This is a genomic window from Bacillus sp. RC242 (assembly GCF_044908245.1).
GTDB classification, from domain to species: domain Bacteria; phylum Bacillota; class Bacilli; order Bacillales; family Bacillaceae_G; genus Bacillus_A; species Bacillus_A mycoides.
On sequence record NZ_JBIYCZ010000001.1, the window covers coordinates 293,202 to 309,765 of the forward strand.

At 36.0% G+C, this 16,564-nt stretch carries 20 protein-coding genes; 6 read left to right on the forward strand and 14 right to left on the reverse strand.

The annotated features are described in order from the left end of the window. Positions 1-5: 5 nt before the first annotated feature. The 9 genes from corA to spoIIM all read right to left on the reverse strand — a co-directional run bounded on the left by corA (position 6) and on the right by spoIIM (position 8,278). Positions 6-968: a magnesium/cobalt transporter CorA gene (gene corA / locus ABH957_RS01560; RefSeq protein WP_002067031.1), complete on the reverse strand. Its 963-nt coding sequence runs from the start codon at positions 966-968 to the stop codon at positions 6-8. Positions 969-1,177: 209 nt separating this feature from the next. After that, entirely contained in the window at positions 1,178-2,482 is a 1,305-nt protein-coding gene (locus tag ABH957_RS01565; RefSeq protein ID WP_002067030.1) for a pyrimidine-nucleoside phosphorylase, read from the reverse strand. A gap of 7 nt (positions 2,483-2,489) precedes the next feature. Continuing rightward, on the reverse strand, positions 2,490-3,311 hold the full coding sequence (locus ABH957_RS01570) for a purine-nucleoside phosphorylase (RefSeq protein WP_404510615.1): 822 nt from the start codon (positions 3,309-3,311) through the stop codon (positions 2,490-2,492). A gap of 12 nt (positions 3,312-3,323) precedes the next feature. Then, positions 3,324-4,508 (reverse strand): phosphopentomutase, encoded by a 1,185-nt coding sequence (gene deoB / locus ABH957_RS01575; protein ID WP_002014935.1) that lies wholly within the window; start codon positions 4,506-4,508, stop codon positions 3,324-3,326. A gap of 442 nt (positions 4,509-4,950) precedes the next feature. Then, positions 4,951-5,691, reverse strand: coding sequence for a FixH family protein (locus tag ABH957_RS01580; protein ID WP_002138213.1), 741 nt, complete (start codon positions 5,689-5,691; stop codon positions 4,951-4,953). Positions 5,692-5,837: 146 nt separating this feature from the next. Then, a complete protein-coding gene (gene xerD, locus ABH957_RS01585) occupies positions 5,838-6,728 on the reverse strand; it encodes a site-specific tyrosine recombinase XerD (RefSeq protein ID WP_002067028.1) in 891 nt (296 codons plus the stop codon). Between the two features lie 6 nt (positions 6,729-6,734). Next, on the reverse strand, positions 6,735-6,965 hold the full coding sequence (locus ABH957_RS01590; RefSeq protein ID WP_002088473.1) for a YqzK family protein: 231 nt from the start codon (positions 6,963-6,965) through the stop codon (positions 6,735-6,737). 103 nt (positions 6,966-7,068) lie between these two features. Further along, entirely contained in the window at positions 7,069-7,524 is a 456-nt protein-coding gene (gene fur, locus ABH957_RS01595) for a ferric iron uptake transcriptional regulator (RefSeq protein ID WP_000392654.1), read from the reverse strand. 106 nt (positions 7,525-7,630) lie between these two features. Then, positions 7,631-8,278 (reverse strand): stage II sporulation protein M, encoded by a 648-nt coding sequence (spoIIM, locus tag ABH957_RS01600; RefSeq protein ID WP_002014939.1) that lies wholly within the window; start codon positions 8,276-8,278, stop codon positions 7,631-7,633. 126 nt (positions 8,279-8,404) lie between these two features. Between spoIIM and ABH957_RS01605 the strand changes: the two genes are divergently transcribed. Next, positions 8,405-8,956 (forward strand): GNAT family N-acetyltransferase, encoded by a 552-nt coding sequence (locus ABH957_RS01605; RefSeq protein ID WP_002033881.1) that lies wholly within the window; start codon positions 8,405-8,407, stop codon positions 8,954-8,956. A gap of 23 nt (positions 8,957-8,979) precedes the next feature. On the opposite strand, the gene ABH957_RS01610 is transcribed toward ABH957_RS01605, so the two are convergent. Beyond that, entirely contained in the window at positions 8,980-9,519 is a 540-nt protein-coding gene (locus ABH957_RS01610) for an NUDIX domain-containing protein (protein ID WP_002014941.1), read from the reverse strand. A 74-nt stretch (positions 9,520-9,593) separates the two neighbouring features. Here ABH957_RS01610 and mciZ point away from each other — a divergent pair, with 74 nt between their 5' ends. Then, entirely contained in the window at positions 9,594-9,722 is a 129-nt protein-coding gene (gene mciZ, locus ABH957_RS01615) for a Z-ring formation inhibitor MciZ (RefSeq protein ID WP_000870295.1), read from the forward strand. 53 nt (positions 9,723-9,775) lie between these two features. After that, positions 9,776-10,690 carry an aldo/keto reductase gene (locus ABH957_RS01620; RefSeq protein WP_404453976.1) on the forward strand — a complete coding sequence of 305 codons (915 nt, stop codon included), beginning with the start codon at positions 9,776-9,778 and terminating at the stop codon, positions 10,688-10,690. 58 nt (positions 10,691-10,748) lie between these two features. Here the strand turns inward: ABH957_RS01620 and ABH957_RS01625 are convergent, their stop codons facing one another. From ABH957_RS01625 to ABH957_RS01635, 3 genes are all read right to left on the reverse strand, one after another. Then, on the reverse strand, positions 10,749-11,576 hold the full coding sequence (locus tag ABH957_RS01625; RefSeq protein WP_002165107.1) for an aldo/keto reductase: 828 nt from the start codon (positions 11,574-11,576) through the stop codon (positions 10,749-10,751). A 130-nt stretch (positions 11,577-11,706) separates the two neighbouring features. Then, complete coding sequence (locus tag ABH957_RS01630) at positions 11,707-12,231, reverse strand: GrpB family protein (protein WP_002165106.1); 525 nt, start codon at positions 12,229-12,231, stop codon at positions 11,707-11,709. A 68-nt stretch (positions 12,232-12,299) separates the two neighbouring features. Next, on the reverse strand, positions 12,300-12,575 hold the full coding sequence (locus ABH957_RS01635) for a YqkE family protein (protein WP_002111646.1): 276 nt from the start codon (positions 12,573-12,575) through the stop codon (positions 12,300-12,302). A 202-nt stretch (positions 12,576-12,777) separates the two neighbouring features. Here ABH957_RS01635 and ABH957_RS01640 point away from each other — a divergent pair, with 202 nt between their 5' ends. Together ABH957_RS01640 and ABH957_RS01645 are read left to right on the forward strand one after the other, a co-directional pair. Further along, the gene (locus ABH957_RS01640) at positions 12,778-14,367 is read left to right on the forward strand and encodes a bifunctional metallophosphatase/5'-nucleotidase (protein ID WP_113937127.1); all 1,590 of its coding nucleotides are present in this window, start codon (positions 12,778-12,780) and stop codon (positions 14,365-14,367) included. Between the two features lie 171 nt (positions 14,368-14,538). Further along, positions 14,539-14,856 (forward strand): ferritin-like domain-containing protein, encoded by a 318-nt coding sequence (locus tag ABH957_RS01645; RefSeq protein ID WP_404445187.1) that lies wholly within the window; start codon positions 14,539-14,541, stop codon positions 14,854-14,856. 49 nt (positions 14,857-14,905) lie between these two features. Here the strand turns inward: ABH957_RS01645 and ABH957_RS01650 are convergent, their stop codons facing one another. After that, complete coding sequence (locus ABH957_RS01650; protein WP_002014948.1) at positions 14,906-15,382, reverse strand: ribbon-helix-helix domain-containing protein; 477 nt, start codon at positions 15,380-15,382, stop codon at positions 14,906-14,908. 131 nt (positions 15,383-15,513) lie between these two features. Here ABH957_RS01650 and ABH957_RS01655 point away from each other — a divergent pair, with 131 nt between their 5' ends. Then, positions 15,514-16,512 carry an alpha/beta fold hydrolase gene (locus tag ABH957_RS01655; protein ID WP_404445190.1) on the forward strand — a complete coding sequence of 333 codons (999 nt, stop codon included), beginning with the start codon at positions 15,514-15,516 and terminating at the stop codon, positions 16,510-16,512. Positions 16,513-16,564 lie beyond the last annotated feature (52 nt).

Consider the following 16,564-nt stretch of genomic DNA (forward strand, 5'->3'; position numbering starts at 1 on the left):
TTTTTTTACTTAAACCAACCTTTTTTATAAAACCAAGCCATCATTCCGCCGCCAATTAATGCCATTAAAATTAAGCAAATAAAATAACTATACTTCCCGCCAAGCTCTGGCATATGTGCGAAGTTCATGCCGTATACCCCTGCAATAAATGTTAACGGCATGAAAATAGTTGAGAAAACAGTTAATGTTTTCATAATATTGTTCATATGGTGGGAATTCAACGAAAAGTAACTATCTCGAATATCTGCTGTTAATTCACGGCTCGCTTCAATCATCTCTGTCAGTTTAAGCAAATGATCATGTATATCTTTAAAATAAATTTCATGATCGCTTATACCGTAAAAACGTGTTGAATTTAATATACGATACAATAAATCACGCATCGGAATAATCGTACGCCTTAGCTTAGATAAATCTGCACGAATATCAAATACTTCTTCTAGCACACTTCCTGCTGTCTCACCCGTTAAATTATCATCAATTGCATTTAAATGGTCTTCAATGTAATAAACAGGTGCGAAATAATCATCTACAATTTGGTCAATAATTGTATGTGCTACATGCAAAGGACTCTTCTTAATACGTTTCTTTTCACCGAGCGTTTTCCATACTCTTTCAATCGCATTATTATGAGAGAAATGGAAAGAGACTATATATCGATCACTAATAAATAAATCGATTTCATGCGGTTCTAATCCGTCTTCTCCGAATGCATGAAGAACTAAAAAGTTATATCCATCATAAAAATCTACCTTTGGTCTCTGTACATACTCTACACAATCTTCAATTGCAAGGGGATGGAACTTGAAGTGATCTTGTAAAATATATGTATACTCCTCTTTCGTTGGCTTATATAAATCAAGCCAATACCATATGATGTTCTCTTTTTTTGTTTCTTCTAGCGAAACATCATATAAAACTTCATTTTTTTTCGTTATTGCACAAATTCTAATCATAATTTCACCCATTACTATTATAAACAAAAAATAGTAAAAAAAGCCAAGGAGAAATCTCCTCAGCTTTTTTTATCCCGCTATTTGCGGGCAGTAAGACCCCTACCTCAAAATTCAGCGAAAGCAAAGAAGTTAGGTCTGGGTCGGGCTGCCCGTAAATGCCCGATTGGTGAAGGCTAATAATCAGTGGGGATAAAGCCCCCACTGATTAAAGTTTCACTTTATTACTTCGTTACAATTCCGTGTACTAAAGTTGGTGCATCTACGTGATCTTTAGCGATTTTCATGTTCTCATAAATTTTCGCTTTTACGTCTTCAACATTTTCGCGGTTTGCGTAAATTGTAACAAGAGAGTCACCTTTTTTCACGCTATCGCCTACTTTTTTGCGAAGCATTAGACCAACTGCTAAATCAATTTCAGACTCTTTCGTTGCACGCCCTGCTCCTAAAAGCATTGCTGCTGTTCCGATTTCATCTGCAACGATTTCCGATACGTAACCGTCTTCTTTCGCTTCCACTTCAATTTTAAATTGTGCTTGTGGCAATTTAGAAGGATCATCAACAACAGATGCATCGCCGCCTTGCGCGGATAAGAACGTTTTAAATGATTCTAGCGCTTTACCATTGTTCATTACTTCAATTAACTTTTCACGTGCATCTTCTAAAGATGAAGCTTGTCCAGCAAGGTACACCATCTGACTTCCAAGTGTTAAACATAACTCTTCTAAATCTTTCGGTCCCTTACCTTGTAATGTATCAATTGCTTCTTGTACTTCTAATGCATTACCAATTGCTTCACCAAGCGGCTGACTCATATCAGAAATAACCGCCATCGTATTACGACCAACGTTATTACCGATGCGTACCATTGCTTCTGCTAAACGCTTTGCATCTTCATCCGTTTTCATAAACGCGCCTGCTCCAGTTTTTACATCAAGAACAATTGCATCTGCACCAGCAGCAATTTTCTTACTCATAATTGAGCTAGCGATAAGAGGAATTGAATTTACTGTTGCAGTTACATCACGAAGCGCATATAACTTTTTATCAGCAGGTGTTAAGTTTCCACTTTGACCAATAACAGCGATTTTATTTTCATTTACAAGACGCATGAATTCATCATTTTCAATTTCCACATGGAATCCTGGTACTGCTTCTAATTTATCAATTGTACCACCCGTATGTCCTAGACCTCGTCCAGACATTTTCGCAACTGGTACACCTAAAGCAGCTACTAATGGACCTAATACAAGTGTCGTTGTATCACCAACTCCACCCGTTGAATGCTTATCTACTTTTACCCCTTCAATGGCTGATAAGTCAATTGTATCACCGCTATTTACCATTGCCATCGTTAAATCTGCACGTTCTTGATCATTCATATCTTGGAAGAAAATTGCCATTGCAAGTGAACTCATTTGATAATCTGGAATACTACCATTTGTATATCCTTCAACGATAAAGTTAATTTCTTCTGTCGTTAATGCATGTCCATCACGTTTTTTTGCAATTAGGTCCACCATTCTCATTGTGAAGTCACCCCTTCATTTGTTTTACAATTGCTTTTACTAATGCTAAGAAATTAGCTTTAACACGTTCTGTCGTTTCAATTACTTCATCGTGATGAAGTGGTTGATCTAAAATACCAGCTGCCATATTTGAAATACAAGAAATACCTAGTACTTTCATACCTGCATGACGAGCTACAATTACTTCTGGTACTGTTGACATACCAACTGCATCTCCGCCAAGTGTACGAAGCATACGAATTTCAGCAGGTGTTTCATATACAGGACCTGTCATTCCAACATATACACCTTCTTGTACTTTAATATTTAAATCTGCTGCAACTTGTTTCGCCATTTCGCGAAGTTCTGGCGTATACGATGTAGACATATCAGGGAAACGTACACCCATTTCAGAATCATTTGGTCCGATTAATGGGTTCGTACCCATGAAGTTAATATGGTCTGAAATTAACATAAGATCGCCTGGTTCAAATGATGTATTTACACCACCAGCTGCGTTCGTTACAACAACTGTTTCTACACCTAGTTCTTTCATAACACGAACTGGGAATGTTACTTTTTGCATATCGTATCCTTCATAGAAATGGAAACGTCCTTGCATTGCTAATACTGTTACACCTTGAAGTGTACCGAATACAAGTTGACCTGCATGTCCTTCTACAGTTGAAACTGGGAATTCAGGGATTTCACTGTATGGTACTGTTACTGCGTTCTCGATTTCATCTGCTAATACACCTAGTCCAGATCCAAGGATTAGTCCTACTTGTGGTGTCTCTTGAAATTTCTCTTTTAAGTATGAAGCTGATTTTGTAATTAGTTCACGATTCATCTGTTTATCCCCCTATTTCTTTAGCTCGTTTAAGAAGCTTGTTCCATGTTCTGGCATTTTAACATTAAAGTTTTCTGCTACAGTTGCACCAATATCAGCAAATGTTTGACGAAGTGATAACTCTTGTCCGCCTTCTTTCATGCTTGGGCTATATGCTAATAACGGTACATATTCACGTGTATGATCAGTACCAGGATGTACTGGATCATTACCATGGTCTGCTGTAATTAATAATAGATCATCTTCTTTTAGTTTTTCGAATACTTCTGGAAGACGTGCGTCATATTCTTGCAATGCTTCTCCGTACCCTTGTGGGTCACGACGATGACCAAATAAGGCATCAAAGTCAACTAAGTTTAAGAAGCTAATACCTGTAAAGTCCATATTTAATGTATCTACAAGCTTGTCCATTCCATCCATATTTGATTTCGTACGAAGTGATTCAGTTACACCTTCTCCATCATAAATGTCAGCAATTTTACCAATAGCAATTACATCATAATCGCTATCTTTAAGTTCATTCATTACTGTGCGACCAAATGGTTTTAACGCATAGTCATGACGATTTGGTGTACGTGTGAAGTTTCCTGGCTCTCCAACGAACGGACGAGCAATGACACGCCCTACCATGTACTTCTCATCTAATGTTAATTCACGTGCGATTTTACAAATTTTATATAGCTCTTCAAGTGGTACTACTTCTTCATGAGCTGCGATCTGTAATACACTATCAGCAGAAGTGTAAACAATTAAAGAACCTGTTTCCATTTGTTCTTGACCAAGCTCAACAAGTACCTCAGTTCCAGAAGCTGGTTTATTACCGATAATTTTACGACCTGTCTTTTCTTCTAATTCATCAAGTAATTCTTTCGGGAATCCTTCAGGAAACACTTGGAATGGTGTATCAATGTAAAGGCCCATGATTTCCCAGTGACCTGTCATTGTATCTTTACCTGTAGATTTCTCTTGCATTTTTGTATAATATCCAAGCGGTTTCTCTACTTTAGAGATTCCTTTCATTTCACGAATATTACCAAGGCCTAATTTCACCATGTTTGGCATGTGTAATCCATTCATATGTTCAGCGATATGACCAATTGTATCAGAACCTAAATCACCAAACTGCTCAGCATCCGGTGCTTCACCGATTCCCACAGAGTCCATTACGACTAGGAAAATACGTTTATATTTATTCATAACTGCAACCTCCTATATGTTCAGTTCTACTTCTTGTAGTATGTTCAAAACGCTATAAAGTGAAACTGTTATCAATGGGAATTATCTTTCGTCCTCATTATTAAACAGTACTGCTTTAAATCATTCTCTAACTTTTTCGTTTTACTTTCAAACGAATAAAAAACATTTCTAGGTTTTTCCAAGTCAGATGTCAGACATCTGATATTGATATCATAACATGTTTACGCTTTCTTTTTAATACATTTTCGTAGAATTTCTCATTTTCTTCACACTTCTATTGTAATCCATTATGCAAATAAGTGCTAATTATTTTATGATTTATTTCTTCATATAAAACGAAACTTTGATTAGCAGATGTTTCGTTCGTCTCCAATGATTATTAGCCCTCATCAATCGGGCATTTGCGGGATAAAAATAAAAAGCAGCTCTAAAGAGCTACTTTTTATTTTACTTCTACTGTTTCTTCTTTATGTTCATGTAGTTCACCTTTTCTTACATGAACTTTCACTTTATAAGCACCGTTCTCTTTGAAAGTATGTTTACTTTCATACTCCCCTTTATTCCCTTCTTTCGCCGGAATAAATTCGTGTTTTTCAACGCCGTCTTTCCAAATCTCAAGTTGTACTTCAGCACCAGTTAACGCTTCTTCTTTTTGTTTTAAATGAACCTTCATTGTTGATTCAGCATTTGCTTTTATGTCACCGGCCATAAGATGAATCATTGTGTCACTTTTATGATCACCGTGTCCTGCACTATGATCACCACTTTCTTTTTTCGCATCTTCTACTTTCGCATTCCCTACAGCAACTTTGTGTTCTGGCATAACGTGTATATCACGTGCATTTGTATGAGGAATAATATGATATACTCCATCAGTTTCAAATGTTTTCTCTACTGCATAAACACCTTTTCCTTTATGCTTACCATCTAACATCTCGTGTTTCTCGTCGCCATCTTTCCAAATCTCAAACTTTACGTCATCAGCATCCGTTACTCTTTCTTTTCCTTGTGTAACAAGTGCTTGTACTTCTGTTTTTTCACCAGGTTTAATTTCTTTCGGATTCGTTTGAACCGCTACGTCTATACCTTCAAGTTTCTGTCCTTTTTTCGGTTCTTCTTTGTTTGTATTACAGCCAGCCAATGCTAGCATCGCGATAAATAACGTAATAATAAGTTTTTTCATCTTCATTTCCTCCTTCATACTTTCCTTAGTATAGAGGAAATACATTGTAATATTCTAGTCTTCTGCTGAAAACAATGTACGAAATGTTTGTGAAGTTTCTGTGAAATGGTTCACTCTTCTTAATCTATGAAAAAAGAGCATAGTGACTATGCTCTCGGGTGAAACTGTTTATATACATCTTTTAATCTAGTTTTTGAAACGTGCGTATAAATTTGTGTCGTCGAAATATCTGCATGTCCAAGCATTTCCTGTACAGCACGTAAGTCTGCCCCATTTTCTAATAGATGCGTAGCAAAAGAGTGACGCAACGTATGCGGTGTAAGCTCTTTTGCAATATTCGCTTCTTTCGCTAGCCGTTTTAAAATTTTCCAAAATCCCTGTCTCGATAATCGATTACCATGATGGTTTAAAAAGAGCGCATCTACTGCTTTTTTACCCATCAATTCTCTTCTTCCTTTTTCAATATACTTTTGAATCGCTTCTGTCGCTAAGCTTCCTAGTGGAATAATTCTTTCTTTGTTCCCTTTCCCGATACAGCGAACAAATCCCATCGTTAAGTGCACATCTTCTAAATTTAATGCAATTAATTCTGAAACACGAAGTCCTGTTGCATACAACAACTCTAACATTGCCTTATCACGAATCCCAAAAGCACTTGCCGTTTTCGGTGTTTGAAGCAATGCTTCCACTTCGTCGATTGATAATACTTTTGGTAATTTCCGTTCCCCTTGTGGCGTTTCAATATGTACCGATGGGTCATGCTCCACTGCTCGTTCACGAAGTAAAAATTGATGAAACGAACGAATCGATGCAATATGACGCGCCAATGTTTTTGAAGATTTCCCGTTTTCTTTTAAATGCTGCAAAAAGTTCACAATATGCAAGCGTGTCACTTCATGAAACGTCTTCGTTTGTTCTACATTTTGCAAATACTTCACATAGCTTTTTAAATCGCGTTCATAAGATACAACTGTATTTTTCGCTAAACCTTTTTCAACAATCATATAATGAATAAAATCTTTTAATTGATCTTCCAATCTACACTACTCCCCATTTTCATAGAAAAACATCATTCTATTTACGAAAGCATCCTTTTCCGGCTCCTCATTCCCTGATACTTTTTCTACAGTCTCTTCTTTTGGCTTTTCATAACGATGGTAACTTTCATATTCTTCATTTATCCATAGTATAGCGAAATAAAACAAAATCGTACAACTTGTAAATAATAAAAATACTTTCATCCCATCAAAAGTTAATTTTAAAGCTCGGCGCATTGTAAATTCCTCCAAAATATAAGTTATTACAACATATGCCAAGCTTTCACTAATTTATACCTTATTCAAATAAAAAACCTCTTCCTATTTAAATAGGAAAAGGTTATTTTTCATCCGTTTCATTTTCTTGACAATTTTTACAAATCCCATGGAATGTTAAACGATGATCTTTCACCTTAAAGCTCCAGTCTCGTTCCACTTTATTCTCCACTTCACCAAGTAAATCTTCTTGTATTTCTTGTACAGCACCGCATTGTGTACAGATTAAATGATGATGGAAACGCTGTGCACCTTCTTGGCGTAAGTCATAACGCGAAACACCGTCTCCAAAGTTAATTTTATCGACAACTTTCAACTCAGACAATAACTCTAAAGTTCGATAAACGGTTGCTAATCCGATCTCTGGCGACTTTTCTTTTACAAGGAGGTATACATCTTCTGCGCTTAAATGATCTTCTTCATTTTCTAGCAGCACACGAACTGTTGCTTCACGTTGTGGTGTCAATTTATAGCTCGCTGCATGTAATTGCTTCTTAATTCGTTCAATTCTTTCTTCCATTCGGTACTACTCCCTCCTCGCCACTCTTACACCATTATATCAGAAGAAGGGCTCCTGTCAAAAGAAAAACAATAAAAACAAATTGATAATTATTCTCAAAAAGTATTTATTGTTTGTTAATAGCCTCCACAACTTCTTTCATTAAAACTGGTGATGCATACACTTCGACACTGGAAGCAATAGCTAATACCGCTCCAATCACGAGAAAAAAGCATGTATAGCGAATTAATAACGGTAATAGTGGCTCAGTTATTTTCCGAATAAATTGATGCCTAATCATTCTCAAGGAAAAGCTTGCAGCAATTGTTGTCATTACGAGAAATACAGGAATTATAATTAAATTTTGTGGCAATACAGATACAAATGCTAATAATAGTCCATTCCATCCGTGCTGACTTACTAAAAAACCTACTGTAAATCCAACAACTACCCCTTTTAAAAATAGTAAGATAAAAATGAGCGGCAACCCAATAATTGAAATCCCCAAAATCCAAATAAAGCCGATATATTTTAATTGCGAAAAGTAACTTTCTCGAAACATTTCGCCTGCGACAGCAAATTCTCCTTTAGAAACTTGTCCAAAAAAACGCTGTAAATAAAATGATAAATCTTGCTTTTGGTTTATTTGTAAACTATTCACAAGAATCGCTCCAAATATTACTCCCATCAGTAATAAAACCGCATTAAATATATATAGTGAAGAATTTTCCTGTATGTGAGACATTACACGGTCTTGCCACGTTTTTCGCCACATTTTCCTTCCCTCCGTTCACACTCTTACTAAAAATGTATGAAAGAAAGAAAAAAAGTATGACGAATTAGCATTGAAATTCCGCTCTACTTTGCTAAACTAAAAAGTAGAGAATAGGAGGGATTTCTCTTGAAACCATTATTATTAGATTTTCCAACATTATTTCAAACTGAGCGCTTGCAAGTACGTAAGCCGTTTCCAGGTGATGGAACAGAAGTATATGAAGCAATCCAAGCTTCGCTAGAAGACTTATTACCATGGATGCCAATTACTGCTGAAACAGAAGAACGTGCTGAAGAAATTGTTCGCGAAGCTCACGGACAGTTTTTACTTCGTGAAACACTTGATTTCCACTTATACGATAAAGTATCTGGTACATTCATCGGAGCTATTACGCTCAAGCCTGAAAACTGGGATATTCCAAAGTTTTCACTTCACTTTTGGCTACATAGCGCTTATACAAAGCATGGCTATATGACAGAAGCCATTAAAGGTGCGATTCAATTTGCATTTGATAAACTAGGTGCTAGAAGAATTGAAATTCGTACTGATGCAACAAATATAAACGCATGTAACTTAGCAGAACGTCTAGAATTTATTTTAGAAGGTACAATGGAAAATGATTTCCTAGCACCCGATGGCAGCTTACGCGATGCACGTGTATATGCAAAAATCAACTAAAAACACTCGCCTTAGGCGAGTGTTTATTTTTGTAATTGTAAATATTGTACTGCAAACATCGTCTTAGCATCATGTATGCGAAGGTCTTTCATAAGATCAATCGCTTCTTCTAATGACACTTCCATTAATTCCACAAATTCATCTTCATCTAAAGCTGCTTTATTTTCTTTTTGTTTTAATCCTGTCGCTTTATATACATATAAAATCTCATCTGCAAAACCAGGTGATGTATAGAAAGATGTAATAAGCTCCATATTTTCACATACATATCCTGTTTCTTCTTCTAATTCACGAACTGCTGTTACCTCTGGCTTTTCCCCAGGTTCTAACTTCCCAGCAGGAATTTCCACAATTGCCTTTTCGAGAGCTTTACGATACTGCTCAACGAGTACAATTTTCCCCTCATCAGTAATAGCAATAATAGCAACTGCCCCAGGGTGATTTACGATTTCACGTTTACTCATTTCTCCATTTGGTAATACTACATCATCAACACGAACTTTTATAACCCTACCATCAAAAATCGGTTCAGTTTTTACTGTTCTTTCTGCAAGATTACTCATACTACTTCATCTCCCTGTTCTATTTCCTAATCGTTCTTCATACATTTTACCACATTGAAAGGAGCGTGATAGAAATGAAAGTTTACATTTTACCAAATCGCGTCACTTTAGTCGGCAAAGCATGGCAAATTCGTCATAAGCTAAAACAATATGGAAAAGAGTATACAACTGTACAAGAGTGGATTACAGCAAATAAAAAGTAAACGTTTGTCAACCTCCTTCCCCTTTCGTACAATAAAGGTAAGGAGGTTGACCTATGAAAAAACGTCAATTAGGAAACTCAGATTTACATGTTACGGAAATTGGATTTGGCTGTATGTCTCTCGGTGCATCTGAGGCTGAAGCTATGCGTATTATCGATGAGGCAATCGATTTAGGAATTAATTTTTTTGATACAGCGGACTTATACGATTATGGATTAAATGAAGAATTTGTTGGAAAAGCTCTGAAAGGAAAACGCGACCAAGTTGTTCTTACAACAAAGGTTGGAAATCGATGGACAGAAGAAAAAAACGGTTGGTCTTGGGATCCTTCTAAAGCTTATATAAAGGCCGAAGTAAAAGAGAGTTTACGTAGACTTCAAACAGATTATATTGATTTATATCAACTGCATGGCGGGACGATTGAAGATCCTATAGATGAAACAGTTGAAGCCTTTGAAGAATTAAAAAAAGAAGGGATTATTCGTCATTATGGTATCTCTTCTATACGTCCAAATGTCATTCGTGAGTATGCAAAACGATCAAATATCGTTAGCATATTAATGGAATACAGCCTTTTAAATCGTCGCCCTGAAGAATGGTTCCCGCTTCTTAATGAACAGCAAATTAGCGTTATTGCTCGCGGACCACTTGCGAAAGGGATTTTAACTAACAATAATGCAAGAAAGATAGAAAGAGTAAAAGAAAAAGATTACCTCTCTTATTCTTACGATGAGTTATATTCGACACTCGCGAGTGTAAAAGAAATAATCGGGGAAAGCTCTTTAACAGGAACAGCTATTCAATATTGCTTACATAACGAAACTGTTGCAGCTGTTATACCTGGTGCAAGCTCTATTCAACAATTGCAAGAAAATATACAAGCTAGCCAACAGTTATCTTTAACAAAAGAAGAATATGTACAACTTCAAAAGATTGTTAAGTATGATTCATATGCTTTGCATCGCTAAAATATTGATACCGATAAAAGCAAAAGACTGCCCCCCAACACTAGGCGGCAGTCTTTTTTTATAACGTATCATATTTATCAGGATTCGTTCCTACATGTAAATTACGATTTAACGTATTAATTTGATCCATCTCTTCTTCAGTTAATGAGAAATCAAAAATAGTAAAGTTCTCTTTAATACGAGATGGCGTAACAGATTTAGGAATAGTCACAATCCCACTTTGAATATCCCACCTTAATATAACTTGTGCAGGTGACTTTTCATATTTTTTAGAAATATCCTGAATAATTGGATGCTGGAATACTTCGCCACCTCTCATTAAAGGACTCCACGCTTCCATCTGAATTTGCTCACCTTGACAGAAATCACGCAATTCAAATTGCGCTAACATTGGATGAAGTTCAACTTGGTTTACCATCGGCTTCACTTTACAATTTGGTAATAACAGTTCTAAATGATGTTTATGAAAATTAGAAACACCAATCGCGCGCACTTTACCTTCTTCATATAGCTTTTCTAAAGCACGGTACGTATCAACATACTTCCCTCTTATCGGCCAATGGATTAAATATAAATCTACATACTCCATTTGTAATTTCTTTAAACTTTTTTCAAACGCCTCGAGCGTCTCCTCGTACCCTTGATCGTCGTTCCAAACTTTTGTTGTAATAAACAAGTCTTCTCTCGGGATTCCAGATTCACGAACCGCTTCTCCGACACCGCTTTCATTTTCATATACAGTTGCTGTATCAATCGAACGGTATCCAACTTCTAACGCTGTTTTTACTGCTTGTTTAACTTCGTCGCCTTCTTTCGCTTTATAAACGCCTAGACCAATCATCGGCATTTTCACGCCATTATGAAGTGTAGTTGTTGGAATATGCACAGTCGTTCTCCCTTTCAATGTTACATTTTTTATAAACCACCACTTTATTTCAACAAGATTTATTCAAAATGTCAAAACATACGTACAGTTTACATAATAATTTTATACCCCTTTAGAAAATAACATGAACTCAGTCGTTCACGTTACTTTCTATCCATTTCTTCGCTTTTTCATCAACATTACGTACAAATTCATTTTTTCCTTCTGTATACAACGTGCCATCATATGTATATTTTTCAGCTAGTTCTTTCTTTAAAGTCGCATACGCTTCTGCTTCTTCACAATGAGCCATCATATAATCACGAAATGCTAAATGCCTTACTATCTCAGGATTTCCTTTTTCAAATACGTGTAAGTGATACGAGCGTTTTTCCTCAGTTCCATGAATAAAAAAACGACGACCTGAAATACCATTTTCCCCTTTCACGATGTAACCAAGCTCTTTAAATCGTTCATTCCAATGATCTACTCTGTCGATACTTTCTACTTCCATGATCATATCAATAATAGGTTTAGCTGCTAGTCCTGGCACTGACGTACTTCCAATATGATGGATTTTTACCGTTTCTGGCATCGCCGATTTTAATCTTTCGGCCTCCATTTGAAATTTCTCACTCCAATGATTTTCATACGGAACGACTACAATTTTCCTCATTCTAACTCCCCTTTTCTTACAAACTCGTCAAAAAAATGATCAGTGGCATTTCACTGATCATCTTTTTATTATTTAAAGTCTTTCCAAGTAAGGCTACTTTCACTTAACAGTTCTTCAAATGATTTATTCTTTTCACGTTCTTTTTGTTCTTTACGCTTTCTTTCTTGTTCTGCTGCCTCTTTTTTCTCTTCTCTCACTTGCAACTCTTTTTTCTTATTCTTTAATTGTTGCATTAACGAATCGTTCAATTGATCACCTAGTGTAAGTGATTCTTTCTCTGGTTGATTCATTTGAGAGTGTCTTTGTGTTTGTCTTTGTGTTTGTCTTTGCTTCTTTTTCTTCATACTATTCACCTTTTACTTTTTTCTCCATTATAGAGGATACACGGCGAAATCGACAATAAAAAAGGTTCCCTACTCTATTATTTATCTTTTGTAAATATGTTAATTTTTCGAAAAAACTAAATTTTTATATGGATATAATCCTAGTAATCTATTAAAATTATGTCGTATGATGTCAGATTATAAAAAAAAGGAGAAATTAATTATGTGGAAAAAAATTATTCCTGCTGTTGCTGTTTTAAGTACTATTACTTTTTCAAGCGTATTCGCCGCTCCTCCATCTCAGACTCCTGCCGAACAAAACCGATACATAGACGTACAAATGCTTGGTATTAATGATTTACATGGTCAACTAGATACTGTAAAAAAAGTTAACAATAAAGAAGCTGGTGGCGCTGATTATTTAGCTACTTATTTAAAAGAACGTAAAAAACAAAACCCTAATACACTTCTCGTACATGCCGGTGATATTGTCGGAGCCAGCCCACCAGTTTCCGCATTATTACAAGACGAACCAACAATTGAATTTTTAAATGACTTAAAGTTTGATGTTGGTACAATCGGAAACCATGAATTTGATGAAGGTATCGATGAAATGAAACGCCTCATTTACGGTGGATATCACGAAAAAACAGGGAATTTCAAAGGAGCAAACTTCCCTTATGTCGCTGCAAACTTCTATAATAAATCAACTGGCCGCTTATTTTTACCACCATTCACTGTAAAAATGGTTGACGGAGTTCCTGTAGGGTTCATTGGAGTTGTTACAACGGATACACCGAATGTCGTTATGCCTACTATGCTTAAAAATGTAGAAATCACTGATGAAGTAGAGGCTATTAATAAATCCACACAACAATTAAAGCGTCTCGGCGTTAAATCTATCGTAGTCCTTGCACATGTCGGCGGAACAACTGATGAGTCTGGTGTAACAAATGGAGACCTCACTCGAATTGCAAATGAAACAGATCCCGAAGTTGATGTTATTTTCGGCGGACATAGTCATACGTACGTAAATGGTACTGTAAATAATAAACTTATCGTGCAAGCGAACTCTTACGGGATGGCTTTCTCTGATGTAGATGTAACGATTGATAGAAAAACAAAAGATATTGTGAAGAAAAAAGCTGAAGTTATTACAACGTACCATGAAGGTGTAGAGCCTGATAAACAAGTAAAACAAAAGTTAGATCAATATAAAGAAAAAATCGCACCTCTTGTAAATGAAGTAGTCGGAAAATCTACAGCACCTATCGACCGTAAACAAAACGATGCTGGTGAATCTACACTTGGAAATTTAGTTGCGGATGCCCAGCGCCAAACTATGCAAACACAAATCGCTCTTATGAATCCTGGTGGAATTCGTAATGATCTAGACGCTGGAGATATTACATGGGGCGAATTATACGGCATTCAGCCTTTCGGAAACCAATTAATTAAAGTAGATCTAACAGGTCAAGATATTCGTGATATTTTAAATCAACAATGGCAAAAAGGAGCAACGAGAATGCTTCAAATTTCAGGTATTCAATACACTTGGGATGCAAATAAACCAAATAACGAAAAGGTTACGAATATCCGTTTAACAAATGGTGAAGAATTAGTTCCCTCTAAAACGTATAGCGTAGTTGCAAATGCTTTCCTAGCTTCTGGCGGTGATGGATTCGTATCCTTTAAAAATGGAAAAAATGCTGAAACTGGTCCAAACGATTTTGAAGCATTAGTCGATTATGTAAAACAAGTGAAAGAACCAATTCAGCCGATTATTGATGGACGTATTCAAAAAAACAATTAAATACTATTCAAACTAGTGCGTGACACTCGAAAGAAGAAGCTCCTTTTATATGCAAGGAGCTTCTTCTTTTAGAGTCATACGTATTGTCATTCTTCTAGTGCAGTAAAGGATACGCACATAGCCCCTTGTTTCTTCGTAGTATATAGAAAACTATAATGGGAAGATTTGTATGTGTTTTCATCAAACAATGACGATACATTGTATCGAAAAAACGACAAACACATTCGTAGTATTGAGAAAGCAATTAATGGAGAATATAGCGCCATTCATTTTCATGCTAGATTAGCTACTTTAGCTCCAGACATAAATGAACGAACTCAAATCCTTGAAATTCGGCAAGATGAGCAACGAACAGTTGATTTTTACTTAGAAATTGCTGACGAAACGACAAATCAACAAGTGAAAGAAACATTTCGGCGCGCAGCAGCTGATGAACAAAATCATGCCGTTTGGTTCCTATATTACTTTTCGAAACAAAATAAAAAATGAAATAAAAGAAAGGATACACGCTCTTATATGGAACATAGTATCCTTTCTTTTATTTCTCTGGATACGTTTCATGATTAACATCATACCGTTGCAAAAATTCCTGTAGTGCTTCTTCTACAATTTTAGACTTTTGAATCCCTTTTGATTCCGATATAACATCTAGTCTTGCTAATACTTCTATATTAATCGAAAAGGTTCGTTTCTTTTTCTCTGTGCTCTTACTTATAATTTGAACACTTACTTCTTCTCTTTTTCTTAGCAATTCATAAATGCTTTGTAATTGTTCATAAATTAGTAATTGATAGTCTGTTTTTGCATATTGAAGGGCAGTAGCTTCTTGGATTTGCAAATGACGTGGCTCTTCACCATCACCTATAAAGATACGTTTTTTCTGCTCTCCATCATATTCATATCCAATCACCCTTAATTTCTTTGATAATGTATATGGGCTCATTTCAAGCCGTTTCGCTATAATAGCGATTGATTCGCGTCTATTTAAAGAATCAATAATTTCTCCAATCGTCACATTCTCCCTCCTCTCTTAATCGCCTAAACTTGAAATCAAACCAGTATGTTATGATACAATGATTTTCTAGTAGTATATGCAAAAGAAAGAGCCTGTGCGATTCATACCATTTAAGAAAAGGAGGTTTACATATGCTTTTTCGTAGCCATACCCCTCAGTTTTACAACGAAAAGAAGCAACTAATCCCTAACAGTATCGCTACGATAGAAAGCGTTATGATTAATGACCGGAAACAATCTCTCCTTATACGCGGCCAAAACGTGGAACAGCCTATTTTATTATGCTGCCACGGCGGCCCTGGTATGGCACAAATCGGCTTTATTCGCCATTTTCAAAAAGAGTTAGAAAAGCACTTTATCGTTATTAATTGGGATCAGCGAGGGGCAGGTAAATCCTTTTTATGGCGGGACATCCAAACAAATCTTACGATTGATCAATTTTTTTCAGATGCAAAAAAGGTTATTCAATATCTTCTCAAACGCTTTAATAAGCAAAAACTATTTCTCGCAGGTCATTCTTGGGGAAGTATTATCGGACTACAAATCACTAATCAATGTCCCGAATATATAGAAGCATACATCGGCATCGGTCAAATCGTACATATGAAGCAAAATGAAGAATTACTATATCAACATTTAATTAGCTCTGCCAAAAAACATGACCATAAAAAGGCATTAGCTTCTCTTTTAAAATTAGGGAAACCACCCTTTTTAGATACGAGACGCCTCATTATTCAAAGAAAGTGGCTTGGTACATTCGGAGGAGCAATCCAAAATGGATCTTCCTTTTCTTTCATACGAAAAGGCTTCTTTTCTCCTGAATATACGCTATTAGATTGGTTCAAATTTCTCGCAGGAAATTTAAAATCCGGAGTTTTATGGGAAGAGATGCTGACAATCGATTTCTTTTCATCTATTTCAAGTTTATCTGTTCCTGTTTATTTTTGTTCTGGTCGCTATGATTATCAAACTCCTTATGCACTCGTTCAACAATATTGCGATATCATTCAAGCTCCTATTAAAAAGATGATTTGGTTTCCAAACTCGGCACATTCTCCAGATTTAGAAGAGCCTGAGTTATTCGCTAAATCTTTACAATCAATTAAACAAGAACTATCTTTTCAACATTAATAACAAAAGGCGCTTTTACATTTCATAGAAAACATTTTATAATGATATGTCG

Excerpts from the sequence above, each read along its gene's own strand:
- corA (WP_002067031.1), bottom strand. The coding sequence starts at position 968 with ATGGGTGAAATTATGATTAGAATTTGTGCAATAACGAAAAAAAATGAA.
- ABH957_RS01565 (WP_002067030.1), bottom strand. The coding sequence starts at position 2,482 with ATGAGAATGGTGGACCTAATTGCAAAAAAACGTGATGGACATGCATTA.
- ABH957_RS01570 (WP_404510615.1), bottom strand. The coding sequence starts at position 3,311 with ATGAATCGTGAACTAATTACAAAATCAGCTTCATACTTAAAAGAGAAA.
- deoB (WP_002014935.1), bottom strand. The coding sequence starts at position 4,508 with ATGAATAAATATAAACGTATTTTCCTAGTCGTAATGGACTCTGTGGGA.
- ABH957_RS01580 (WP_002138213.1), bottom strand. The coding sequence starts at position 5,691 with ATGAAAAAACTTATTATTACGTTATTTATCGCGATGCTAGCATTGGCT.
- ABH957_RS01590 (WP_002088473.1), bottom strand. The coding sequence starts at position 6,965 with ATGCGCCGAGCTTTAAAATTAACTTTTGATGGGATGAAAGTATTTTTA.
- fur (WP_000392654.1), bottom strand. The coding sequence starts at position 7,524 with ATGGAAGAAAGAATTGAACGAATTAAGAAGCAATTACATGCAGCGAGC.
- spoIIM (WP_002014939.1), bottom strand. The coding sequence starts at position 8,278 with ATGTGGCGAAAAACGTGGCAAGACCGTGTAATGTCTCACATACAGGAA.
- ABH957_RS01610 (WP_002014941.1), bottom strand. The coding sequence starts at position 9,519 with ATGAGTAATCTTGCAGAAAGAACAGTAAAAACTGAACCGATTTTTGAT.
- mciZ (WP_000870295.1), top strand. The coding sequence starts at position 9,594 with ATGAAAGTTTACATTTTACCAAATCGCGTCACTTTAGTCGGCAAAGCA.
- ABH957_RS01620 (WP_404453976.1), top strand. The coding sequence starts at position 9,776 with ATGAAAAAACGTCAATTAGGAAACTCAGATTTACATGTTACGGAAATT.
- ABH957_RS01630 (WP_002165106.1), bottom strand. The coding sequence starts at position 12,231 with ATGAGGAAAATTGTAGTCGTTCCGTATGAAAATCATTGGAGTGAGAAA.
- ABH957_RS01635 (WP_002111646.1), bottom strand. The coding sequence starts at position 12,575 with ATGAAGAAAAAGAAGCAAAGACAAACACAAAGACAAACACAAAGACAC.
- ABH957_RS01640 (WP_113937127.1), top strand. The coding sequence starts at position 12,778 with ATGTGGAAAAAAATTATTCCTGCTGTTGCTGTTTTAAGTACTATTACT.
- ABH957_RS01655 (WP_404445190.1), top strand. The coding sequence starts at position 15,514 with ATGCTTTTTCGTAGCCATACCCCTCAGTTTTACAACGAAAAGAAGCAA.